Here is a 23,862-nt window from a genome sequence, read left to right on the forward strand (position 1 = left end):
GGTCGAGAAAGCTTAGCTGCTGCATGGCTGTCCTCCGATTCCGGTGGCAGGACAGTATGCGCGGCATCCAATTGCCGCAGCAAAGCGTCGACGATCGTCCGGGCATGCAGCAGCTCGGCGTGGGAAGCCAGGAATGCCGCTCGAGCGCATTGCGGGCTTGCACGCCGTAAATGTTGTGCGATAGGCAGATCTGTCCACGCGGCCGGTACAAGGGCACGGGTACCATCGGGCAGTACAAGCGTCAGATGAAGTTCGCCGCGTCGATGACACCAGCCAAGCACATTAAGCGCAGATCCCTCAAAGGGATGGCGCGACCGAACGATGGTTACCTGATCGGGATAGTCGTCGAGATGATGAGCGCGGTGGTGGGTAGTCTGTCGAGTAGTCTTTTGACTCGATGTCGCATGAACTTTTGCTCAAGGCGATTCGGAAGCACACGGACTGCGCCTGGGTGTTGTTGTACATTGAACGGTGGCTTAAAGCTCCCGTTCAACTGGAAGACGGCACCTTTGAACCCCGAGAGAAGGGCACGCCGCAGGGCTCGGTGGTATCACCGCTGATGGCGAATCTCTTTCTCCACTATACGTTCGACATGTGGATGCGAAGAAATCATCCGAGCATCCCGTTCGAGCGTTATGCCGATGGTATTCTCTGCCATTGCGACAGTGAGCGGCAGGCACAAGAACTGAAGGAGGCGCTTGCGAAGCGCTTTGCCGAATGCGGACTGGAGCTTCATCCGAACAAGACGAAGGTAGTCTATTGTAAGGATGACGACCGGCGAGGTGATTATCCTGAACAGAAATTCGACTTTTTGGGCTACACGTTCCGTGCCCGTCGGTCGAAGAATCGTTGGGGAAAGCACTTCGTCAACTTCAGCCCCGGTGTCAGCAATGCCGCGACGAAGGCAATCCGACAGGAAATCCGTGCCTGGCAACTACGCTGCCGGGTGGATAAGAGGATCGACGACCTGGCGAGGATGTTCAACCCGATCATTCGAGGCTGGATGAACTACTATGGTCGGTACTACAAGTCGGCGCTTTATCCGACACTACGCCATCTCGACCGATGTCTCGCGCGATGGGCGATGTCGAAATACAAACGTCTGCGGCGACATCGAAGACGGGCAGAGCACTGGGTACGGGACATTGCGTGCCGCACCCCCGCGCTGTTGGCCCATTGGCCGATGCTGCACAAGACGGCGGCTGGGCGGTAAGAGCCGGATGAGCGTAGACGTTCACGTCCGGATCTGTGAGCGCCTGGGGGGGAAACTCCCCCGGGCGACTCGACTCATCTGCCATTGCCGCACGCGGCAGGAAGCGGAGGAGCTTAAATCGGCGCTGGAACGACGGTTTGCCGACTGCCATTTATTGCTGCATCCGGAGAAGACTAAAGTGGTCTACTGCGCTGACAGCAATCGACGGCGGTCCTACCCGCATATCCATTTTGACTTCCTGGGCTTTAGCTTCCGCCCCCGTATGGCGAAGAACCGGTGGGGCAGGATCTTCACCTGCTTCCTTCCGAGCGTGAGTCCGAACTCTCTCAAGGAGATGAGGGCTCGCATTCGAGGATGGCGCTTGCCTCAGCACTCGTCGCCTCCGCTTGAAGACATCGCGCGTAGTCTCAACCCCGTCCTTCGGGGCTGGGATCAATACTACGGGCGATTCTACCCGACGGAACTGCGTAGGCTCTATGAGTACTTCGATGAGCGCCTCGGCGCGTGGCTTCGGTGCAAGTACAAGCAACTGAAGGGCCATCGGGGACGGTCGTTGCGGAAACCCAATGAGATGGCGAAGCAAAATCCAAAGCTCTTTGTCCATTGGCAAAAGCTTGGACGGGCTACGGTTGGATGACAGGAGCCGGATGATGCGAGAGTATCACGTCCGGATCTGTGAGCGGCCGAGGGTGAAACTCCCTCGGCCTACTCGACAATACTTCTGCGGCGAGTTGAGCTTCTGCCACCGGCTGCCGTTCGATCGATCGTCGATGACGCGCTGGCGGCAGCGGCTCGGCGAGGAGCAGCTCGTTGCGCTAATCCAGGAAAGTCTGTCGGTGGCGCACAAGACAGGCGCCCTCGGCCCGAAGGACCTGGAGCGCGTGGTGGTCGGTCGAGTAGCCCCGGGGATTTGCACCCCGAGGCTCTCACGAAACCGGACGTGAACCTCTCGATTCATCCGGCTTCTATCTTCCAGCCGCAGGTCGAATGCCGACCCGCCACAAATAGAGTAGGTTCGGATCGCGCTGTGTGAGCCGTCCCAACCAATATACTGAGGCGACTTTCCGGCCTTTCAACCGCTTGTATTTCCGCCTCGTCCAACGGGCGAGCGCGTCGTTTACGTGACGAAGGACGTTGACACATTCCGTCCGGTAAAACCGTCCGTAATAGTTCAGCCATCCTTGCACGACAGGATCAATCAGCTTGGCGAGTTCTTCAAGACTCCAGTGGTTTCGCGTCGAACCCAGTCGCCATGAGCGAATGGTTTGTCGGATTCCTTTGGCAGCCTTGTTGCTGATTGCCGGGAGGAAGTTGAGGAACTTCTCGCCCTTTCGATCGCGAGCGCTGCGCGGCTGGAAGGTGTAGCCAAGGAAGTCGAACGAGATGTGTTCGCATTCCTTTCTCCGTTTGTTATCCTTGCAGTAGACGATCCGGGTTTTCTCCGGGTGGAGCTCCAGACCACATTCCGCAAGACGTTTTCGGATCGCCTCCATCACGGTTCGAGCCTCGCTTTCAGTTCTGCAATGGACTATCGCATCGTCAGCGTATCTTTCGAAACACAAACAAGGGAAGGTCCGCTGCATCCAGCGATCGAATGCATAGTGCAGAACCAAATTTGCGAGCAGCGGAGAAACCACTGAACCCTGAGGGGTTCCGCGTGTTCTCTCCACTAGACTAGGATTCCGTCTTCTTTCTCCACGGGAGCTTGCAGCCACCGCTTTACGTAGAGACGAATCCAGCTCAGCTCCGTGTGGTGGGCGACGGCCTTTTCGATCAGGTGCCAAGGAATCGAGTCGAAGAACGACTTGATATCAAGGTCGATAACCCAGTCGAATTTCCAGCAACGCTTTCGCGCTGTCCCCACTGCGTCAAGCGCCGAACGGCCGGGCCGATAGCCGTAGGAGTCGGGATGGAATATTCGTTCCATCGTCGGCTCTATAACCATCTTTGCAACCGTCTGAGCCACGCGGTCAGCTATAGAGGGTATTCCTAACGGACGCTTCCCTCCATTAGCCTTGGGAATTTCCACGAGACGGACGGGAGGCGGAAAGTATGTCCCCGACGACATTCGATTCCAGATCTTGTAGAGGTTTCTCTTCAAGTCCTTCTCGAATTCCTCGATGGAGACCCCGTCCACACCCGCTGACCCGCGGTTCGCTTTCACCTGTTTCCAAGCTTCCCAAACGAGATGTTTGGGGATCTGATACGACTTTGCCTCAGTCATCGGCTCCTCCCGTTTCCGGTTGGCCTGTGACTTTGGCTGGAAGATCGGGTCCCTTCGCTCCGCCCGTGTTACCGGGCCTCATCACTATTACGAACCCGTCCGCCCCTGCGTCGCGCATTGGTACTCCGCCCTCGGGGGGCCGCCGCCTTTGGGGTCTCCCTTGGCATTGCGACGCAGGTTCCCATGTTCCGCGCAAGAGCCTGCCATCGGGATCACGCCGCCTCTACACCGGTTGCCGCCCGGCCAATAGACAGGCTCTCGCCGCGCTTGATCCCAGGAGGTGGTATCGCCCCTGGTTTCGACAACACCTGAACTGTACTTTCGATGCATCATCGGCGGTTTACTTGCGTTCGTCTTCCCGTGGCTCACCTGACGGGCTGATCGCCCGCCTTTTCCAGCAACGCTCACCACCTCAGCCATTGAGCTAAGGCAGCTTGTGGCGGTTTGGACTCTGATCCTGCAATCCGAGTCCGAGGGGCCTGCCCTCATCTCTTGCGCAGCAAGGCTGCTCGAAAGATGGTCTACATATTCAACCTCCTTCTTCGCGCCGTCATGGCGCACATACCACGGTGCAGCCCAGGCGGTTGCGCATCCGACCGACGCGCGGCTCCTGCATCGAGCAATCATCAAGCTGGTCGGGCTCGCCAAGCGCAACCGTGTGCCGCTACGCCAGAGCTATCTGCGCCTGGCCAAGCGCGCCGCCATCATGACCGGCCGCTATACCCACGCCCACCAGTTCAAACGCGCCCGGCGGCAGCTCAAGTTCCTGCGGACACGGCTTGGCCGGATCATCCGCGACATCCGCCGCAAGATTGATGGCGATACGGTGCTGGAAGCTCGCTTCGGCCCGTTGCTCGGTTTAGCGCAGCAGGTGCGCAGCCAGGATCAGCATCAGCGCGGTCCGAAGGTCTATGCGTTACATGCTCCGGAGGTTGAGTGCATCGGCAAGGTAAAGCCCGCGCGCCCTACGAGTTCGGCTGCAAGGTCAGCATCGCCACCCCTGTGACGTCTCCGAAGGGCGGCCAGTTCGTGCTCCATGCGAAGGCCCTGCATGGCAATCCCTTCGATGGGCACACGCTCGGTCCCGTAATCGCCGACATGGAGAAGCTTACCGGGGTGGAGGTTCGCCGTATCCACGTCGACAAAGGATATCGCGGTCACAACCACCCGCATCGGTTCAGGGTCTGGATCTCGGGTCAGGTCCGCCGCGTCACAGCTTCCATCCGTCGCGAGATGAAGCGTCGCGCGGCTGTCGAGCCCGTCATCGGCCACGTCAAGGCCGAGCACCGCATGGACAGAAATTATCTCAAGGGACGCCTCGGCGACCGCATCAACGCTGTTCTCGCCGCTGCCGGCTATAACTTCGGCCTGCTGCTGCGATGGCTCGCAGAGCTCTTGCGTGTCATCATCCGAGCCTTCTTCGAGACCGTCCCGGCTCGAAACACCGCTTAAGCCGGGCGCCGGCGCCAGTTCTTCACGAACGACTCTCGAGCCCGTCGATCCGCTTCTGCGCCGCCATGAAGGCCCTTGGGGTCCGTCACGACGAAGCGGGACGTGGTCGGCACCACCAACTTCTCCTGCGCCTGGCGATCACGGTCCAATTCAACAACTCGGCAACGAACAGTTTACGCGCGAGCTTCAAGCGCTGATCGCCAAATCCATCACGCCCGCGAGTTCCTTCGCGGACTATTGCGCCATCACCGATGAATTGACCGAGGAGGAGCACGGCTCGCCGAGAAGACCGAAACGTTTCCGGATGAGGAGGTCAATGCCTCGGTGACCGGCCCGGCACCGGACCCTATAAAGGGTAAATGATCACCGACGACCTACGAGTTGTGCCAGCAAGCACTCAGTCGACGATTTCAAGTTGGTGCCCCCAAGGATCAAGAACATAGAGATTGGTCTTTCCAGCCAGCGGGCCCGCATCGATGTAAATTGCGTCGAGGACAGTGCAGCCGTGAGCGGCCAAATAGCTAGCCGCCTTACCGACATCATCCACCCGAAGGCCAAGGTGGTGTCCGCCACGATCGCAGTTCCGGGGCAAGTCAAACCGGCGCTGTTTAGGCTTGTCGTATTGAACAAGTTGAAATTTCAGATTCGGCGTGAGTTTCAACATAGCGAACTTCAACCTGGCCTCCGCCACGTTGACGTGAGATTCCATCCAGTCTCGACCGTCCGTTCCGCGAGGTAGGTCGGCGGCATCCAGCGGTCCCAAGCGAAAGAGCTCGGTGGCGCCGAAGACATCGCAGTAGAAAGAAATGGCGGCATCAAGATCCGGCACCGTCCAAGAAACATGGTCTGCTTCAAGGAAATTTGGCTTTTCCATAGCTGCACCATCCAGTTGACACGGCACCTCCATCGCATTTTGAGACATGCCGCATGCGAAATATGAGATCCACCTCGCTTCATCACAGCTCCAGACTGCATCGCAAACTGCGATCGGCTTCTACGACCGCGCATCAGAACACCATTTGTCTATGTTGTTGAAGAGAAGAGACTTTGCTGATTGGGATGCTCCTGGGGGTATTTTGGGGTTCTGCCGCGCCAGTGCCACCCTGCGGCGGATCTTCGCACCTGCCCCAGGGACGCCGAACCCGTCGCGGCTGTTCTACCATAAACGTGGGCTCCGCCGTAGACCAAATTCTCGACCATCCTGTGGAGGGTCGCGTAGTTGGGCCGCCGCCAGGCTGTGTCGCCGTTCAGCTGCTACACCCGGTAGGTCGAGGCCGTGTTCATGGAACCACAGCAGCGCCTGCCGCGCGTTCGATTATCCCCGATGGGATCTCCAGAAGACGCTCCGTCTCTGATCCATCCAGCGTGCAGCAGAGAGAACATCGCCGTCCGCGTTGTCGATCACAGCATGATGGCGGCGAACAGATGCAGGTCGCGAACGCGGTGGACATGATGGACAACGCCGGCGCGTTGACCATCATGTCCACAGCAACAGCAGCAGACAGAGTCTCTGGCAGCGTGATAGAAAGGGAACAGGAGCGGTCAGTTTCCAACTAACAAACCGGTTCAAGCGGTCCCGCTCCGCGGGTCCATTTCAGAGTCCTGACATGCATTCACCCCGGAGAAATCCGCGAGCTACCTCGACAATTCAGGCTATCGCACCTAATTCTATGACGCCACCGGACGGGACGCGCATTTTGTAATGCGGGAATGAAACGTTGGCAGCAACTTACCATATGTCCGATTGTGCGACAAGTTCTTGTTCACCGCGCAAGCGGTCTAGGATCGCGTCTTGGCGCAAACCTGCCGGCGTCACTGAGATCGCATGATGAGTTCGTCCACGATTCTCCGCGACTTGAAACTCCTAGTGCGCGGTAAAGCCCGGATAGCCACTTGCGGCGACTTCGTCGCACTTTTGCCGATAGTTGCCTGCGCCCCCGGTGTAGGCGAGTACTCGGCGCGGTTTGCCTTCAACATTCGACCCCAAGTACCAGGAATTCGTCTTGGCGATCAGCATTGCGTTGGCGAGCTCGTCGTGATGCGCCACCCATTGATCTTCCAACTCTTTGGAGGGTTCGATCACCTTCAAATTGTTGTCCCGGAGATAGCTAATGCATCCAGTTATCCACTCGACCTGCTGCTGCAAGCAGGTTGTCGCGTTGCAAAGCGCGGCCACCGGGGCAAGCGGCACTGCGGTTGTGAAGAGATTGGGATAGCCGTGCACCTGCAACCCCATGGTGGTCCGGATGTCTCGGCCCCAATCCTCCTTCAGGGATCGTCCATCGCGGCCGCGGATGTCGATGCGGGTCAAAGCGCCCGTTGCTGCGTCGAAGCCCGTTGCCAAGATGATGACGTCGAGCGGGTGAACTGTGCCGTCCACCGTCTGGATCCCTTCGGTCGTGATGCGCTCGATAGGGTTGGTCTTGACGCTGACAACTTCCACATTGACTCGATGGAACGCCTCGAGGAAATTCTGCTCCAAGGGCACCCGATGAGTGCCGAATCCGTAATCGCTCGGGATCAGCAGGTCATAAAGTTTTGGATCTCTGAGCCGCTCGCGCATTTTCGCGCGCACGAATTCGGAGATCTCCGCGTTCACCGCCTCATCGAAGAACAGCTCGGCGAAGGACGATATCCACAACTTCACGGAACCGTCGTTCCAGCAGTCTTCAATCACCCTGCGGCGTTGTTGCGGTGGCAGACCGGCCCAGGCGTACTCGACGTCATGTTCGAAGCCCGTGAACGTGTGCGGCAGTCGCTCGGTAAGGGTTTTGAACTTTGACTTGTAGGCCTCGACGTCCCCGGCAGTGTACTTGGAATTCTTCATAGGTATGATGTATTGCGGCGTGCGGACGAATACTTTGAGATGGCCAACCTTTTCCGCGATCGTCTGGATCACCTGGATCCCCGTTGGTCCGTTACCAACCACGCCGACGAGCTTCTCATCAAGATCGACCGGTTGCTGCGGCCATCGCGCCGTATGAAACACCTGCCCCTTGAACGCCTCCTGCCCCGGAAAGGACACATGGGGTGCCGAAAGCACACCGCAACAGGCGACGACAAACTGGGTATCGATCACATTACCTTTGTCGGTCACGACCACCCATCGCTCCGTCGCTTCATTAAAATGCGCGCTCTGGACCGTTGTGCCGAACTGAATGTCCTTGCGCAGGTCAAGCTGATCCGCCACGTAATTCAGCCAGCGTTCGATTTCGGGCTGGCTCGGAAATCTTTCGCTCCAGCTCCATCGTTTGTAGAGGTCTTCGGAGAAAAGGTACTGGTACTGGTAGCCTTCTGAATCGACACGCGCACCAGGATAACGGTTCCAATACCAAGTGCCGCCGACACCCGAGGCAGCGTCGATCGCCCTGACGTTCAGCCCGAGCTCTCGTAGCCGGTACAGCTGGTAAAGACCGGCGACGCCTGCTCCGACGACCAGGGCATCGAATTTCGTTGTCGCACGCCCGCCACTACGACAATTGTCCTTGTTCGGCGTCTTGGTCATTTCTCCTCCCTTCTGTTTTTGACGACCTGCGAGGAGAACAGCAAGTATCGTACCAATGAGGGGAGGGGGCGCAAGAAGTCCGCAGTCCTAAGCGAGATGAAGCCGCCAAAGAATGGCTGTCAGCAGCGCCCCACGCGGTACTCTGACGTGTTCGGTGATCCCGTCGTCGCCACTGCGATCCTCGACCGGCTCCTGCACCACAGCCACATGCTGACCGTGAAGCCCTATGTCAATTCGAATAAGAACGACGTGATCGACGCGGCTGCGATCGCCGAGGCCGTCACGCGGCCGACCATGCGCTTTGTTGAGATCAAGACGGAGACGCAGGCGGAGCTGCAAGCGCTTCACCGTATCCGCGACCGCATGGTAACCGGGCGAACCCGACTGATCTGCCAGATGCGGGCGCTGTGTATCGAGTTCGGCGTCGCAATCCATCAGGGGGTGGGTAAGTTCAAGGCCGACATGCCGCGAGTACTGGCCAGCGAGGAAAACAACCTGACGCCGATGATGCGCCGGCTGCTGGGAGATCTGTTCGGCGACCTGTGCCATCTCGAAGAGCGGATCACCGAAGTCACCCGTGAGATCGAAGCAAATGCCGCAGAGGATTCGACGGCTGATGACAGTACCCGGCATCGGCCCGCTCATAGCCACCGCAATCCTGGCTTCGGCTGGAGACGGCCGGCAGTCCCGCACCGCACGTGATATGGCTGCTTGGCTGGGCCTCGTCCCAAGACGGCACTCGACTGTCGGAAAGACGACGCTGCTGGGAATCAGCCGCCGAGGGAACCACTATTTGCGGCGCGTGCTCATCCACGGCGCACGATCCTGTGTCATCCACCTTGATCGAAGCCGAGGCCGGCTCGGCGCCTGGATCGACACCTTGCAGAAGCGCATGCACATCAACAAAGTCACGGTGGCATTGGCGGCAAAGGTCGCGCGCGTCGCATGGGTGATTCTCAATCGGCCGGGAGCAACCTACGAACGCCGTGACCCCACGGTGGCATAGAGCTCCTGGCCGGCAGACTGCGAGGCTCGAGGAAACGATGACGAGAACGTTGATCCGGCGCACTGTAAGCCTTCCTGCCGAAAGCGTGCTCCAGCACGACGAAGCTATCCAGGAACAGCGCGCGCGTATCTCATCTTGGCCTGGCTGCAACCGCAGCTCGCTCGCGAGAGGCCGGATACATTTAAGCAGACTGTGCTCGTTACGAGACCGAACAGGCTTGCACGGACGGAGTGGACCATACATTTTGGCGGATCACGTCCTGCAGCATCTCCTTGTCGAGCGGCAGATCCGCCACCAGCTTCTTCAGCTTGCTGTTCTCTTCCTCGAGCTGCTTCAACCGTCGCATCTCGGTCGGCAGCAATCCGTCGTACTTCTTCTTCCAGTTGAAATAGGTCCGCCTGGCTGATCCCGGCCTTGCGGCAGGTCTCCGCCACCGCAACGCCATCGTTGCCCTGCTTCAGGATGAACGCCTTCTGGCCGTCCGAAAACTTCGAGGCCTTCATCGTCTTCACTCCTCCCAGCCGAGGGAATCGATGCGAAAACTCTAGCCAAAACTCGTCCAGTTTGCCGGCCTCAGATCATCCCGCGCACAGGTCGTGAACCTCGTCAAGTTCTCAGCCGATCTAATGACCATTATGGACAAGTACCCCACGGCGTTGGCGCCAGAGTTTGAGCCGAGTGGTGCGGTCAAAACACCATTCGATGAATGGTGGGCTCCGGGTTCAATCATCATTTCCTAGTGTGCCGGAGGAAGTCGCGCGCGAGTGGCTGCATCGGCATTGGAAGTATTCGCCGCATGGGTACCTGGTATCGCGGAATTACAGCTTCGAGCTGAAGCGCTGGCGAGACCTGGATGTTGTGGAGCGATTTCAAAGCCAACAATGCCGGCGCGTTCCGTAAAGGTGAAGAGCTGATCGATCTCCAGCCTGGCTGGATGCCTGGGTACCAAAGTACATGTTGGCAAGACAACGACACGCAAGTCGGAAAGTAGACAAAGCCGTCACAACTACGCTGCAGATTGCAGGGGTTTTGTTTTGGCACAAAGAATGCAGCTCTTCGGGCATAGCCCAGGCCGCCCTCTCTTGGGTATGGTTATCATCGCAAGTTGAAGCTTTGGTTGGCCAGCGGAGTTAGCGGCGCGTGACTTGAGGCGCGGGACGGCGTCCGCTCGGCCGACACCGACGGGCGTTAGGTCACCACGCGTATCGCGGCATTTCCCCCGGGCTCCTAGTTGATGAACATGAAGGGAACACGGACGACGAGAAGGCGCGAAGGCTTCGGAAAATGAACGCAGAGAACGACTTCGCGGCGCGGCTCATTGATGCCGGGCGCCTTGCAACGATAGCCCGCACATGCGGCCTTAGAGCTGACGTCTCCCACTACGTTAACGAGGCACTCAAGGAGCCTTGGCAAACCCAGTCTCCTGAAAAGGCAAGAAAGATCGCCGAGCGCTGGGTCTTTTGGGACGCGGAGGGGAAGCCGTGGCCGTGCATGCCCCCGTTGGATAACGTGGTCCAGTTCCATCGCGCCGGCCCAACACAGATATCGATGGCGAGCCAGCCGGCAACACCATTGCAGTCAATCCGGGATTGGTTCGAACGACAGGATTGCATTTTAAATGGCCGCCGCGAGTGCAGGTTCAATAGATAGCTCCTCGACAACGGCACACACAAGCACGCCATCGCGGCTGCATCTCAGCCCTTGGTGTGCGCACCCAGGCAATAGAGAGCGGAATGCTATGAAAGGCTCTTCTGTTTTGGTGGCTTGGGAGGCTCCCCGCCGACCGCGAAGCCGATCGCCAGTTGGCTTTTACCGAGTCGGGACGTGCGTCTCGCCTTCGGCCGCACCGTCTCGAGCTATGCGGGAAACTGGGTGATGAGGGACTGAGATAGGCGGCGTATCGAGGCGGGTGACGAGCCTGCCAGAACCTCTCGAGGAGAGCGATACGCCATGAACGAGACTAGCGATATTGTTGCACTTCGTCAGCCCGATGAGATCGACGATCCACTGACCGATATTCTGCGCGCTGGTGCGCGGCAGCTTCTGGCGCAGGCGATCAAGGTCGAAGTCGAGACCTTTCTTGCCACCGTGAAGGACTTGAAGCTTGCCGACGGGCGCGCCCGTGTGGTGCGGCATGGTTACGGGCCGGCGCGGAGGATCCAGACCGGGGTCGGCCCGGTCGAGGTCGCGCGGGCGAAGATTCGCGACCGCGGGACGTCCAGCGATGGCGAGCGGATCCGGTTCAGCTCGGCGATCCTGCCGCTGTGGGCACGGCGGACCAGAAGTCTGGATGCGCTGTTGCCGGTTCTGTACCTGCGCGGCATCTCGACCGGCGATTTCCAGGAGACGCTGACGGCCTTGCTGGGCAAGGACGCGCCGAACCTGTCGCCCGCGGTGATTTCCCGGCTGACGGCCGAGTGGCAGGGCGAGTACGAGCGCTGGAGAGGCGCGACTTGTCGGCGCGACGATACGTGTATGTGTGGGCCGATGGCGTCTTCCTGCAGGCCCGCATGGAAGATCACAGCGAATGCATGCTGGTGCTGATCGGCGCGACGCCGGAAGGCAAGAAGGAACTGATCGGCTTTCAGGTCGGCGTGCGGGGAAGCGCGCAGAGCTGGCGCGAGTTCCTGATCGACGTCAAGCAGCGCGGGTTGCAGACCGCCCCGGAAATTGCCGTCGGCGACGGCGCGCTCGGCTTCTGGAAGGCGCTCGACGAGATCTGTCCCGATACGCAGCACCAGCGATGCTGGGTGCACAAGACCGTGAACGTCCTCGACAAGGTCCCGCTCTCGGTACAGGCCACCATGAAGAAGGATCTGCGCGAGGTCTACTGGGCACCGAACCGGGCGTCCGCCGAAGCGGCGATCGACGTTTTCGCCGAGAAATACCGCGCCAAGTACGGTCGGGCGGTTGAATGCCTTACCAAGGATCGCGACGAGCTGCTGGCGTTCTACGACTTCCCTGCCGAGCATTGGGATCATTTGCGAACGACAAACCCAATCGAGAGCGTATTCGCCACCGTGCGGCACAGGACGGTGCGCACCAAGGGCTCGTTGTCGCTGACCACGGCCAGGCTGATGGTGTTCAAGCTGGTCATCGCTGCAGCAAAGACTTGGCGGCGGCTCAAAGGCACAAATCAGTTGCCGAAGCTGATCGCAGGTGTCAGATTCAACGACGGCATCGAGGTCATCCAAATGCCGGCAAACCACGCCGCCTGATCACCTCGTCACCCAAAATCCCGCATAACTCCGCTTACCCTTCTTGGGAAGTGAGGTGTCATCAATAACCAGCACCGCATCCCTGCCGCCGACAAGTCGGTCCGCCTGGTTGAGCAGCTCTGTCTCCAGCGGCGTCGCGTCCCAGACACCGTCCGCAATGAAATGGTGCAACGGTCCAAGAACGGCATCAGCCAGCGTTCGAGTTCGTCTTCCCATCCGGGCATGGTCAGCCCTCCCAGAGCCGACCACCCATGAATCATTGAAAAATTGATTCGGGAATCCTATAAAACGCGGCAAAATCAACAATCTGCCAACGTAGTGCTAGTATAGAGTGACTGATCGAAGCTCTTGAGTGTACTCGCGAGTTGCCCGCGATTGAGTGGGTTCAGGCGGCCATAGATGTGCTGCAGAATGAGTCCGGCCTGATCGTAGCCGCATTGGTCGATATACGGTTCCTTGTTGGCGCTGCAGTCGTTCAGTCCCGCGTCGTTCTGTTTCGTCACGACGAAAGAATGGCCCGCGCCAAGCACGGTCTGATAGAAGAGATTGCCGCGCTTGCCATCGCCCAAATAGTGGCGGTAGAACTCGGCAGCCGCATCGGGCGCGGCTTTATAGACAACCGCGTCGTTGTAGCCGTGAAAGAGGTAGATTTTCTGCCTGGCAAGATTGCTAAGTGCATCGATCTCGCCGGCTGACGCCTTCGCATCAGCTTGATTCGTGAAGTGCTTGATGTTCAGGTCCGACGCAGGCCCTTTCATGCATTGACCCGTCGCCCGCCAGATCGGCCCCCAATACCCGGTGATGACATCGTACCAGTAGTTCGCCTCCGCGCACCAATAGGGGCCGCCAGCGGCCGCACCGACTTCCTTGATGATCGAAGACCAGGCTGTGCCGAACTGGATTGCCATGAAGGCGCCGAATGAAATGCCGGAGACCGAGCTCTCGCCGATCGGCGCATTATAACTGCGCAATGCCGAAGGCTGGGCAGCGAGCGGCGATATTCCAACGGCCATAGCACAGATCAGGCCGACAACGTGTTGCCGCAACATGGTCACGTGCATGGAAGCCTCGCCAATCAACAGGCCAGTGATTGGACAACCGTAGGGCAATTGAACGGGACAAGCGACCCACCAAAAATGAGGGGAGTCCGCCAATCCGCTGGATAGTTGCCGAGCTCTCCACGTGACGATGAAACGAGGACGGCGCCCAGTCGCGTACCCGGTCGACGAGCCTCGTTTCGCGCCAGACGACGCTGTGAATCGGCGTGGGGTCCGGACGCCGATCGGCGTCCCAAGTGCTTGATTGACTTCGCGCGTGCGGGGTCAATGTTCGGGTCTGGCTCAGATCTGATGATGTTCTCTGCCGAGCTTGCGGTTCTCCAATGGGGGACTCAGGACCATGCGAACCGGCATTCGAATTTCGTCGCTTGTGCCGAGTGGGTTGGCTATCGAGAGCGTAAGTGATTCATCTGACTCGATTATTATAGCCGTCCGAGCGGAAAGCGGCGTGGCCGAATGCCCATTGTGCGGGGCGAGATCAAGCCGAATCCATAGCCGATACGACCGACAGGCTCCGGATTTGCCTTGTGCTGGCAAGGAAATACGCCTCCGCGTGATCACGCGGAGGTTCGTTTGCGAGGTGCCTCATTGTCGGCGGCGGATTTTCGCTGAACGGTTCGGGGACGATGTTCTCCCGTCCCGGTCGCGCCGGACCGCACGGCTGGATTGCATCGTCCACCATCTGGGGCTGGTACTGGGCGGCAGACCTGCAGCGAGCTTTGCCAAAGGACTGATGCTGCCGGTCAGCAACGATACGTTGCTTCGGGTTGTGCGACGGCGGACGGCGCTTCGAACGGATCCGCTGACGGTTGTCGGCATTGATGATTGGGCTTTTCGACGCAATCGCCGCTACGGAACGATTGTCTGCGATCTCGAGCGACGACGGATTGTGACGTTGTTGCCAGATCGGGAGGTCGCGACCGTTCGAGCTTGGCTCGCTGAACATCCTGGGATCAAGGTCGTGTCACGCGATCGCGGTGGCGGTTATGGTGAGGCGGTTGCCAAGGCACTACCCGATGCGGTTCAGGTCGCCGATCGTTGGCACCTGATGGAGAACGCCAGCCGCGCGCCTTCCTCGACGCGGTGCGCAAGTCCATGCACGCAATCCGCAGCGCGATCGGTTCGCCAACAATCACCCCAGAGCTGCTCACCTCGGCAGAGAAGCTGCGGTACGAGAGCTATCTGCGGCGGGAGGATACAAATGCGGCGACGGATCGAAAACAATTTTGCCGCAAGTTCGCGGCCGGGACAGAAAGGGAAGATCCAGACATGACCGGGCTGGCCGTTATAGAAAATGTGCGCCGCTACCGTGCAATAGCTTCGATATGCCGCCAGACCGCGGCATTTCGACCGGTACTGCGCTGCTCTCTGCTTACGCGGGCTGAGGAGTGGGAGCGCCGGGCGGTTGTAGAGCTCGAAAGACACTTCGAAAGGCATCGTCAACTTAATCGACCGCCGAGCTGAAGGAGGCGCGACTCCAAGGTTCGAGATTCGGCGATAGCGCTTGTCGTGGAGATCTCGCGCCAAGTCGCAAAGGCTCGCTCGCGCGAAGCGCGACGGAAGTCGGCCGTGACGGCTCCGGGATAGGGAAGTGGAAAAGGTTCGACCTGATTATGAACTGACAGAAACCGTTGAGCCTGATGGGACGATTTGAAACGCTTCATGATCCGCTCGCGTCAGCCGTGTCGGCTGATGAGAATTCTCGGGCCGATCGTTGAGAGCTTTGTGCTGGCTATGTTCGACGTGAAAGCCCATCTTCGCTCTCGCAGCGCCGTACGAACGCAGCTTGTCCGTGATCATCACGCGCGGCAGCGTGCCGGCGGATTTCAAGAGCTTCTTCATTGCGCAGAGCGCGAATCTCTTCGGCGCTGGATCAAGACGTCGAGAACGAAGCCATTCTGGTCGACAGCGCGCCAAAGCCAATGTTATTCGCCCGCGATCGAGATAATGACTTCGTCCAGATGCCATTTGTCACCGCGAGCGGGTGCGCGCTGGCGGATCCGATCGGAGAACGCCTTGCCGATTTCCGCCCCACTTGCGCACGGTTTCATAGGTCACGCCAATGCCACGCGCCGCCAGCATTTCCTCGACCATGCGCAAGCTTAAGGGAAACTGGAAATACAACCAAACGGCATGCTGATCACTTCCGGTGGGAAGCGATGGCGGCGATAAAGAGGGTCCCGGGTGGTCGGCATGGCCCGTCGTCTACCCCTCGGCCGCTCTAATTCGTTAACTTGACGGTGCTGTCCTGACGCCTGGAGCAGCTGAAAGCTCAAGGTGCTGAGGCTTGTGCGCTGCTCGACCATCTCCTTTCGTAAATTGTTATCGCCTGTGCCGCGGCGACGATGCGCGCCCTTCGATTTCGTTCGTCGCAACTTCAGACACTGGGCTGTGTCGGACCTCTCTCTTCCGCCTACCGACACCGCCGCCTTCCTCGTTGCGTTATGTCTCGATGATCACCTTCAAGGCCCCGGTCTCTGCCGCACGCGAGAACATGTCGTAGGCGTCCATGATCTCGTCGAGCTTGAAGCGGTGTGTAATCAGCAGCTTCGGTTCGATGCGGTGGGAAACGACCGTCTTCAGCAGCATGGGCGTCGAGACGGTGTCCACCAGCCGCGTGGTGATCGATATGTTCTGGAACCAGAGCCGTTCCAGGTGCAGATCGACCTTGACGCCGTGTACGCCAGCGTTTGCCACGACGCCGCCCGGCGAGACGATGTCGGTGCAGAGTTTGAAAGTCGCCGGTACACCGACGGCCTCAACGGCGGCATCCACGCCCTCTCCCCCCGTCAGCGCGCGAACCTTCTCAACTGCTTTGCCGTCGGCGCTGTTGACCGTCTGTGTCGCGCCAAACTGGCGCGCAATGGCGAGGCGCTTGTCATTGACATCGATCACGATGATCTCGGCAGGCGAGTAGAATTGTGCGGTCAGCAGCGTAGCCAAGCCGACGGGGCCGGCACCGACGATGGCGACGGCGGAGCCGGGCGAGATCTTGCCGTTGAGCACGCCGCACTCGAATCCGGTGGGAAGGATGTCGCTGAGCATGACGAGAGCTTCCTCATCGACCCCATCAGGCAAATGGTGGAGGCTGGTGTCGGCATGTGGCGCCCGGACATATTCGGCCTGCGTGCCGTCGATCTTGTTGCCGAGGATCCACCCGCCGGTGCGACAGTGCGAATACATACCTCTCCGGCAGAAGTCGCATTTGCCGCAGGACGATATGCAGGAGATGAGGACGCGGTCACCCGCCTTGAAAGCGGTCACGCCACCGCCAACCTGGTCAACGACGCCCACGCCCTCATGGCCTAGGATTCGGCCGGGCTGACAGGTCGTTACATCGCCCTTGAGGATGTGGAGATCAGTGCCGCAGATCGTGGTTTTCACGATGCGCACGATGGCGTCTCCGGATTCCAGGATGGCCGGCTTCGGTCGCTGCGCGAGAGACGTTTTACCGGGACCTTCGAAGATAAGCGCTTTCATTTCGCATCTCCTCCTTGCGTATTCAGTCCGCCGGTTTTGCCTCGGGCAATTGCCACCGTCGCCCGGTAGAGCCGAACCGTGTAGTTCCAGACTTTGGTGATCGGCAGGCAGTTTTGGATCTTGCCGTCGTAGCCTCCAAACTGGCACCGCAACTGAGCCGTCCGAGCCAGCCGCGCACTGAGCTTGCGAACGCATCGGTGGTCATGCCGGCATACGGCACCGCCATTAATCTGCACCAGGCCCTTCTCGCCGCTGGCGGCAAGCGCCCCGCTGTCCTTCTCTAGAATCGCTTCGAACGGCTGCCGCGGAAGAGCGCGCGCTCGACCACGCTGATCTCGGCGTCGAGTACAGGATCGTGGGCAGCGAGCCGCAATGCCTCGATCGCATGCGTGGCGCGACCAGTTCGAACCGTTGCAGCCAGTCGCGCGCGAACACGTCGCGCTTGCCTCGACATGCAGGTCACCGCATCGAAATGCGTCACGTCGATTCTTTGCGCGCCGACGTCTGAAGCGACGATTGAGCGGGATAGAGCTTGAGCCCGTCTAGGACAGCAAATTTCTCCGGCGACAACAGCATCGTCGGAATGCCCTCGGTCCTCGATAGTGACGGTTCGCGTCACGGCATTCCCGGTCTCGAGCTGATCCGACGAGCGATTGATGGTCTGCGCGATCGACAGACTGCCTGCAGCGAGGAAGGGCTGCAGATCGGATGCCACATGCGGGATGAAGGTCTGAAATGCGATCCGCGGGAGCGTGAGCGTTGCCTCGCGTGTGGCCGGCGGATCGGCCGCACAAATGGCGACGATTGTCAGGCCAGAGATCGCATAGCTGCCCGGCTCCTGCGGATGGATCGCGAATTCGAACCGGACGCCGCCATAAGTGAGGCCGTCGCGCTCTTCGCTCTCATTGGAGCTGCGTAGCTGGCGCGTCAGGGCATTGCGCGGTTGGAAGTCTGGCAGCTTGGGCGGCGCCGTCATGTAGTTCGGCGCCAGCACCTCGATCCGCTCCGTGGCAGCCTGTCTCACCACGACGCACGGCGGATCGAGCGTCACCCGCAGGATCGGCTCGGGCGTGTGTTCCTGAGCGTGGGCCGCGCATGGCGCGAGCAAGCCAAGCATCGGGGCTGCGTTAGACTGCGGATACCTCATTGCTTCGCTCCCGCAGGCTGCGTCGCATCCTGGTGGGCAACTTTCAGCTTGAGAAATCAGCAGGCGTGGCCTGAGCCTGTCCAGGCTTCGGCGGCGCGGGGCGTGGTCAAGTCTGCCGGTGTAACCTGATCTTCTTGCCCCTTCTGGGCTAGGTGGTTGCGACGGCCTGCCAAATAGTCAAGCCCCTCCATCGACGACAATTGCCGCAAACGATCAACTACCAATACTCGCAATTGACTGCCGATGGAGGCAAGACCACCCTAGGTAATGATCGTCACTGAAAAACTGTGCTGACCCGGCTGCATCACATGCGTTGGGGCATAGAGTCATCGTCGGCCGATGAGCACGAAAAGGATAGGGCTAAAACACACTTGGTATGTTTCCTTCAACCAGTCGAAGGGGCCAAATCGATACCCCATTCGAGAAACAGAACCTTTCCGAGTGAGGCTGACGCGAAGAGATTCGCGGACGAACTGCTGAACAGCCCATCCGCGAATTCGACTACCATACTGGCTGGCACGATAAACCCGCATTCTCCAAGGCGCGGAATTGGATCGAGCAACATAGTACTTTGGATATGTGATCGCAACTGCCATAATTGACAACCGCGCACGAACACGGTGTGTTGGCGTCATTCAGTCGATACCCATCAGAAAATTGTATCGGGCACTTCAGATTTGTGTGGGACGCCGATCGTGAGACTGCCATCCACGACCATCTCTGAACCGGTAATGTAAGAGGACTCGTCGCTGAGTAGGAACACCACTGCCTGAACGGCGTCTGCTCGGCCGTTAACGACGGGACGAATGATTTCCGATGCCTCCAATCTTTGACGCCTCGAATACTTCGCACCGGCCGGAACCGAGCGTGGCGGAGGCGCGCGGATAGGCTTCGACTAGACTAGAGCTCGCCGGCGCCCGGAAACCCAAGGAATTAATTGCGCGGATCTGATCAGCAACACTTCCGCGATCGTCGCATCTACCGGAGAAGCGCGCCACGCTCGATATGCTCATAAAGCCGCCAGCTCCACTGGAGGAGCAAGCGTGTAGCCTCACTGCGCGCAGCTGAGGCTGAGTTAGCGGCTCGGCAGTCGCCATGACCGACTTTGCCAACCACCAGTACACGGAGGCATATTCTGTCGCGATATATGGCGAATGGAGAATGGAGAATTCTGGATCGACGCAGGAGAGTGACGAACTGTGGATGCCTTGGGCCGCTCCTCAGCGAGCCATCTCGCCAACATCGCCTATTACCAGCCGATCAATCGCAGCGAATTGTCATCCTTCTTCGGCAAGGAGGTCAGCCGCGATACCATCGCCCGTCTGCGCGCACTCGAGTTCATCGCTGCCGGGCCGCGCAGCCCGCAGCTAGTTAGGGGCCCCCTACACCTACGTGACGACAAAAGCGTTCCTGTCGCACTTCGGCCTCCAGACGCTGCGCGATCTTCCGGACATGGAGATGCTCGAGGAGGCTGGCCTGCTCAGCAAGGACAAAATGCTGGCGGGAGAGTTTCCGGTGCTGGCGTCGGACGAGGCCGACCAACTCGAGGCGGACCGAGACGAAGACGACGATGTGACTTGAATCGCTGCCGAGGAGTCTCCGACAATGCACTGACTGTGGATCGACGCTGAACATTGACCCCGCACGCGCGAAGTCAATCAAGCACTTGGGACGCCGATCGGCGTCCGGACCCCACGCCGATTCACATCTATATCCGCGGCGAGCTTTCGATCGTAAGTGCAGTAGGCCACGGCAGCGCGGCTGGAGGTTCGTTGTCCGCGCTTTCGGCAGGAGCTTGGAGCTTGAGCAATTCGCGTTTGATAAAGGCGAGCGGCCGAGCGCAGCCGTGGGCACGAAAACCCAAGGGAGCACGGGCCATTCCTTATCGAGCAACGTGTCTTCCGTCAGCGTCAAGCCTTGCAACCGCTTTACGAGAGCGCGCGGTTTCGTTGCGCCCTGAGTAGAAAATGGCTATTGCAAACGTCTAGGTTGTATGCAACACGTAGGCTTGGGCGTCAGAAATCCAAGATAGCATCAGTGGCCATCAATGGGCCAGCGTATAACAGCCCCGTTCGGTGGGACGGTGCGCCCCATGTCGAAGGGGCACCCCAAAAAGCACGTTGGCCTTTCAGGATTACGGTTTCTGAACCCCGCCCGCACTGACAGTTCAGGGGCCGGTCATCATGAATCAGGAACAGCAGAAGCCCGTTCCCGAAGATCATACGTCCGTCAGCAAGGACGAGGAATTGGGCGCACGGGGGTTGCAGCGCGATTTGCAGGATCGGTTGCAGCCGGCACACGACGAGCCGGTCAGCGAGCCGGCCAGCGATAGCGCTCCCCATCCCGAAGCGCCCGCAGGCTCAGGCCGGATGGTTCGCCGCCTGCTCAAGGTCGGCATTGGCCTTGCCATCGTCACCGTCTTCGGATGGCTGCCGCTCAGGGCTGTGTTGCAGACCTCGAGCGTGGAGGCCGTGGTCAACGCCAGGATCGTGACCTTGCGCTCACCGATCGACGGCACCGTGAGCGCGAAGCCGCAGAAATCCACGCAGCTCAGCGTGGTTCACGAGGGCGATGCGATCCTTCACGTCGTTAACGCACGCGGCGATCGCGCCCGGCTCGATGATCTCCGGCGACAGATGTCGCGGTTGGAAAATGAGCGCCCGAGTCTGGCCGCCAAGCTTGCGGCCGCCGAGACGGCGCAACAGGATCTTGCCCGCCAGGCCGGCCAGTTCCGTGACGGCCGCATCCTTCAGCTCGAGGCCCGGATCGCCGAAATCCAGACCGCGATCGAGGCCGCCGCCGCACGGCGGGAGGAGGCCGTGGCCGCCGTCGAGCGGGCGTCGTCGCTGATCAAGTCGGGCAGCGTGTCGACGGTCGAAATGGCCCGCCTGACGCGCGAGCAGGCGATCTCGCAGCAGACCGAAATCGGCGCTCGACGGCGTCTCGACGCCGCCAAGGTCGAGCTCACCGCCGCAAGGAATGGCACTTATCTCGGCGACAGCTACAATGACCGGCCGAGCTCCGTGCAGCGCGAAGAGGAGATGCGCCAGCGCGTTAGCGATCTGCGCGCCGATCTGGCGCATGCCGATGCCGAGATCGACTGGCTGACCCACGAGATCGCAGCCGAGCAGCTGCACTACGTCAACCGGGCGGAAGCCGACATCAAGGCGCCGGTCGGCGGGCGCATCTGGGAGATGATGACGTCGCCCGGCGAGGACGTCAGGGCCGGGCAGCCCTTGCTCAAGCTGCTCGATTGCAGCGGCGCGGTGGTCACGGCGAACGTCACCGAGAGCGTCTACAACGGACTGAAACTCGGCGAGCAGGCGAGCTTCGAGCCGAATGACGGCAGCGCCGCGCTGCAGGGCGAGATCGTCAATCTCACCGGCGCGTCGGGCGCGCCCGCGAACCTTGCGATCAATCCGGATGCGCTGAACAAGGAACCCTATCGGGTCACGGTCTCGATGCCGGCGCTCGATACCACGGGCAAGGATTGCGCGGTCGGCCGCACCGGGCGCGTGGTGTTCAACGCGGACGTGGCAAAGTCATGATGGCGGCATTCGCGCCCGGGCTGGTCGCCTTCGGCGCCTGCCTTGCCATCCTGCCCCTGCTCCGCCGCGAGCAGACCCTGGCCCGCGTCATGATGACCGGCATGTCGTTCGTCCTGCTGGTCCACTATTTCGCGTGGCGGGTGACCCACACCCTGCCGCCTCCGGGCCTCACCGCCGACGCGCTGGTCGGCTATCCCTTCATGCTGGCCGAGGCGGCCTCGATGATCGCGGTGTGCCTGTCGCTGCTGTTCCTCAGCCGCACGATCGACCGCTCACCCGAGGTCAATTCGATCCTGCGCCGATCGAAGCTGCCCGCAAACGCGCCGCTCGTCGACGTCTTCATCTGCACCTACAACGAGGAGAAGGCGATCCTGGAGCGCACCATCATCGGCGCGACCGGGCTCAACTATCCCAATTACCGCGTCTGGGTGCTCGACGACGGGCGGCGGCTCTGGCTCCGCCGGCTCGCCCAGGAGCTCGGCTGCAACTATCTGGCCCGCCCGGACAACCGCCACGCCAAGGCCGGCAACATCAATCATGCGCTCCAGCACGTTTCCGGGCTGGCCGAGCGGCCGGAGTTCATCTCGATCCTCGACGCGGATTTCGTCCCGATGCCGGATTTCCTGACCCGGGCGATGAGCCTGATGCAGGACGGCAGCGTCGGCGTCGTGCAGACGCCGCAGCACTTCATCAACCCGGATCCGATCCAGACCAATCTCGCGGCGACCGATGTGTGGCCCGACGAGCAGCGCTTCTTCTTCGATATTTTGATGCCGGCCAAGGATGCCTGGGACACGGCGTTCTGCTGCGGCACCTCATCGCTGATCCGCTTCTCCGGCCTGATGCAGATCGGCGGCTTCCCGACCGATTCGGTGACGGAGGATTACCTCGTCACACTGCGGCTGAAGGAGAAGGGACTGCGCACGGTCTATCTGAACGAGCGCCTGACCATCGGACTCGCGCCGGAGGGACTGAAGGAATACATCACGCAGCGCGGACGCTGGTGTCTCGGCTTCATGCAGATCTTCCGCGGCCGCAGCGGGCCGTTCTCGCGGCAATCGAAGCTCGCCTTTATGGACCGGCTGTCGCTGGTCGACGCCTTCATGAGCTGGGCGGCGGTCTACGGCACCAAGGTGTTCGGCCTGGTCGTGCCGTGGCTTTATCTGCTGTTCGGGATCAAGGCGGTCCATGCCGACCTGTTCGAGCTGCTAAAATATTTCCTGCCGTTCTATGTCTGGCACGCCTTCACGATGGCCTGGATTTCGCGCGGCCGCTCGCTCGCGATCATGACCGACGTGTCGCAATACCTCGCGGCGCCCGCGGTGCTGAAGGCGGTCGTGACCGGCCTCGCCAGGCCGCAGGGCCACAAATTCAAGGTGACGGCCAAGGGCGGCGACCGCAACCGCCGCTTCATCGAGTGGCCGCTGCTGCGGCTCTACGGTGCCGCCCTGCTGATCACGCTGTTTGCGATCGCCTACGCCTTCATCCTGCATCTGCGCGGCGACAGCATCGCCTATGGCGGGCTGGCGCTGGCCTGGAGCCTGTACAATTGCGTCGTGCTCGCGATCGTGTGCTTCATCTGCATCGAGCAGCCGCGGCGCCGCAAGGCCGAGCGGTTCGAGCGCGACGAGCCGATCCTGATCCACGAAGGCGCCGAGCCGCGGCTGGTGCGGATGGCCGACATCTCGATTTCGGGCGCGCGCTTCATCGATCCCACACCGCCCGCAATCGGCGCTTCGATCAGGTGCAATGTCTACGGCCAGAACGTGAGCGCGACCGTGGTCCGCCGCACCCGCGACGGCTTCGGCGTCCGTTTCGAGGACGCGGTCGCGACGCGGATCAATGTCGTCCGCGCATTCTATGCCGGTGAATATGTCCGCGCCTTCCGCAGCGTGCGCGCGGCGCCGGTCGGCAAGGCGTTGCTGATGCGACTGTTCGGCTAGAGCGGTATGAATGAGGTGGGCCTGCAGCAGTCCCATCCGTCATCATTCCCCGATGCGCAATTGCGCAT

General features: G+C 60.3%; 14 protein-coding genes and 9 pseudogenes. 11 read left to right on the top strand and 12 right to left on the bottom strand.

Going from position 1 to position 23,862, the window contains the following annotated elements:
• The first annotated feature begins 397 nt into the window (after nucleotides 1-397).
• The 3 genes and pseudogenes from ACVWZM_RS23335 to ACVWZM_RS23345 form a co-directional block, all read left to right on the top strand.
• Nucleotides 398-1,213 carry a reverse transcriptase domain-containing protein gene (locus tag ACVWZM_RS23335; RefSeq protein ID WP_456855047.1) on the top strand — a complete coding sequence of 272 codons (816 nt, stop codon included), beginning with the start codon at nucleotides 398-400 and terminating at the stop codon, nucleotides 1,211-1,213.
• A 334-nt stretch (nucleotides 1,214-1,547) separates the two neighbouring features.
• Nucleotides 1,548-1,850: a group II intron maturase-specific domain-containing protein gene (locus ACVWZM_RS23340; protein WP_456856755.1), complete on the top strand. Its 303-nt coding sequence runs from the start codon at nucleotides 1,548-1,550 to the stop codon at nucleotides 1,848-1,850.
• A 67-nt stretch (nucleotides 1,851-1,917) separates the two neighbouring features.
• A pseudogene (locus ACVWZM_RS23345) lies at nucleotides 1,918-2,103 on the top strand (IS5/IS1182 family transposase); the annotation flags it as partial.
• 75 nt (nucleotides 2,104-2,178) lie between these two features.
• Here ACVWZM_RS23345 and ACVWZM_RS23350 read toward each other — a convergent pair.
• Together ACVWZM_RS23350 and ACVWZM_RS23355 are read right to left on the bottom strand one after the other, a co-directional pair.
• On the bottom strand, nucleotides 2,179-2,883 hold the full coding sequence (locus ACVWZM_RS23350) for a reverse transcriptase domain-containing protein (RefSeq protein WP_456855048.1): 705 nt from the start codon (nucleotides 2,881-2,883) through the stop codon (nucleotides 2,179-2,181).
• Nucleotides 2,883-3,437 carry a reverse transcriptase domain-containing protein gene (locus ACVWZM_RS23355; protein ID WP_456855050.1) on the bottom strand — a complete coding sequence of 185 codons (555 nt, stop codon included), beginning with the start codon at nucleotides 3,435-3,437 and terminating at the stop codon, nucleotides 2,883-2,885. The genes ACVWZM_RS23350 and ACVWZM_RS23355 overlap by 1 nt, the downstream gene beginning before the upstream one ends.
• A gap of 577 nt (nucleotides 3,438-4,014) precedes the next feature.
• Here ACVWZM_RS23355 and ACVWZM_RS23360 point away from each other — a divergent pair.
• Nucleotides 4,015-4,889, top strand: a pseudogene (locus tag ACVWZM_RS23360) (IS5 family transposase); the annotation flags it as partial.
• 397 nt (nucleotides 4,890-5,286) lie between these two features.
• Here ACVWZM_RS23360 and ACVWZM_RS23365 read toward each other — a convergent pair.
• Nucleotides 5,287-5,763, bottom strand: a complete 477-nt coding sequence (locus tag ACVWZM_RS23365; RefSeq protein ID WP_456855051.1) for a VOC family protein — start codon at nucleotides 5,761-5,763, stop codon at nucleotides 5,287-5,289.
• A gap of 990 nt (nucleotides 5,764-6,753) precedes the next feature.
• The gene (locus ACVWZM_RS23370; RefSeq protein WP_456855052.1) at nucleotides 6,754-8,394 is read right to left on the bottom strand and encodes a flavin-containing monooxygenase; all 1,641 of its coding nucleotides are present in this window, start codon (nucleotides 8,392-8,394) and stop codon (nucleotides 6,754-6,756) included.
• 96 nt (nucleotides 8,395-8,490) lie between these two features.
• On the opposite strand from ACVWZM_RS23370, the pseudogene ACVWZM_RS23375 reads away from it, so the two are divergent.
• Nucleotides 8,491-8,577, top strand: a pseudogene (locus ACVWZM_RS23375) (hypothetical protein); the annotation flags it as partial.
• A 33-nt stretch (nucleotides 8,578-8,610) separates the two neighbouring features.
• Nucleotides 8,611-9,400: pseudogene (locus tag ACVWZM_RS23380) on the top strand (IS110 family RNA-guided transposase); the annotation flags it as partial.
• Nucleotides 9,401-9,644: 244 nt separating this feature from the next.
• Here the strand turns inward: ACVWZM_RS23380 and ACVWZM_RS23385 are convergent.
• Nucleotides 9,645-9,903, bottom strand: a pseudogene (locus ACVWZM_RS23385) (transposase); the annotation flags it as partial.
• A 1,447-nt stretch (nucleotides 9,904-11,350) separates the two neighbouring features.
• Between ACVWZM_RS23385 and ACVWZM_RS23390 the strand changes: the two are divergent.
• Nucleotides 11,351-12,618: pseudogene (locus ACVWZM_RS23390) on the top strand (IS256 family transposase).
• A gap of 27 nt (nucleotides 12,619-12,645) precedes the next feature.
• Here ACVWZM_RS23390 and ACVWZM_RS23395 read toward each other — a convergent pair.
• Together ACVWZM_RS23395 and ACVWZM_RS23400 are read right to left on the bottom strand one after the other, a co-directional pair.
• Nucleotides 12,646-12,878 (bottom strand): annotated as a pseudogene (locus tag ACVWZM_RS23395) (transposase); the annotation flags it as partial.
• Between the two features lie 39 nt (nucleotides 12,879-12,917).
• Nucleotides 12,918-13,679, bottom strand: a complete 762-nt coding sequence (locus ACVWZM_RS23400) for a hypothetical protein (protein WP_456855053.1) — start codon at nucleotides 13,677-13,679, stop codon at nucleotides 12,918-12,920.
• Between the two features lie 337 nt (nucleotides 13,680-14,016).
• On the opposite strand from ACVWZM_RS23400, the gene ACVWZM_RS23405 reads away from it, so the two are divergent.
• Nucleotides 14,017-14,949: an ISL3 family transposase gene (locus ACVWZM_RS23405; RefSeq protein WP_456855055.1), complete on the top strand. Its 933-nt coding sequence runs from the start codon at nucleotides 14,017-14,019 to the stop codon at nucleotides 14,947-14,949.
• A gap of 171 nt (nucleotides 14,950-15,120) precedes the next feature.
• Here ACVWZM_RS23405 and ACVWZM_RS23410 read toward each other — a convergent pair.
• The 5 genes and pseudogenes from ACVWZM_RS23410 to ACVWZM_RS23430 form a co-directional block, all read right to left on the bottom strand.
• Nucleotides 15,121-15,871 (bottom strand): annotated as a pseudogene (locus ACVWZM_RS23410) (IS6 family transposase).
• A gap of 247 nt (nucleotides 15,872-16,118) precedes the next feature.
• Nucleotides 16,119-17,156 (bottom strand): zinc-dependent alcohol dehydrogenase family protein, encoded by a 1,038-nt coding sequence (locus tag ACVWZM_RS23415; RefSeq protein ID WP_253639220.1) that lies wholly within the window; start codon nucleotides 17,154-17,156, stop codon nucleotides 16,119-16,121.
• Nucleotides 17,153-17,392, bottom strand: coding sequence for a hypothetical protein (locus tag ACVWZM_RS23420; RefSeq protein ID WP_456855057.1), 240 nt, complete (start codon nucleotides 17,390-17,392; stop codon nucleotides 17,153-17,155). Before ACVWZM_RS23420 ends, ACVWZM_RS23415 begins: the two co-directional genes overlap by 4 nt.
• Before the next feature lie 44 nt (nucleotides 17,393-17,436).
• A complete protein-coding gene (locus ACVWZM_RS23425; RefSeq protein ID WP_456855059.1) occupies nucleotides 17,437-18,207 on the bottom strand; it encodes a hypothetical protein in 771 nt (256 codons plus the stop codon).
• Between the two features lie 745 nt (nucleotides 18,208-18,952).
• A complete protein-coding gene (locus tag ACVWZM_RS23430) occupies nucleotides 18,953-19,129 on the bottom strand; it encodes an SDR family oxidoreductase (protein ID WP_283812347.1) in 177 nt (58 codons plus the stop codon).
• A gap of 382 nt (nucleotides 19,130-19,511) precedes the next feature.
• Between ACVWZM_RS23430 and scpB the strand changes: the two are divergent.
• The 3 genes and pseudogenes from scpB to ACVWZM_RS23445 form a co-directional block, all read left to right on the top strand.
• Nucleotides 19,512-19,884, top strand: a pseudogene (scpB, locus tag ACVWZM_RS23435) (SMC-Scp complex subunit ScpB); the annotation flags it as partial.
• A 602-nt stretch (nucleotides 19,885-20,486) separates the two neighbouring features.
• Nucleotides 20,487-21,851, top strand: a complete 1,365-nt coding sequence (locus tag ACVWZM_RS23440; RefSeq protein ID WP_456855061.1) for an HlyD family efflux transporter periplasmic adaptor subunit — start codon at nucleotides 20,487-20,489, stop codon at nucleotides 21,849-21,851.
• Complete coding sequence (locus ACVWZM_RS23445) at nucleotides 21,848-23,794, top strand: glycosyltransferase (protein ID WP_456855063.1); 1,947 nt, start codon at nucleotides 21,848-21,850, stop codon at nucleotides 23,792-23,794. Before ACVWZM_RS23440 ends, ACVWZM_RS23445 begins: the two co-directional genes overlap by 4 nt.
• Nucleotides 23,795-23,862: the final 68 nt, after the last annotated feature.

This window comes from Bradyrhizobium sp. USDA 4501 (assembly GCF_054062115.1).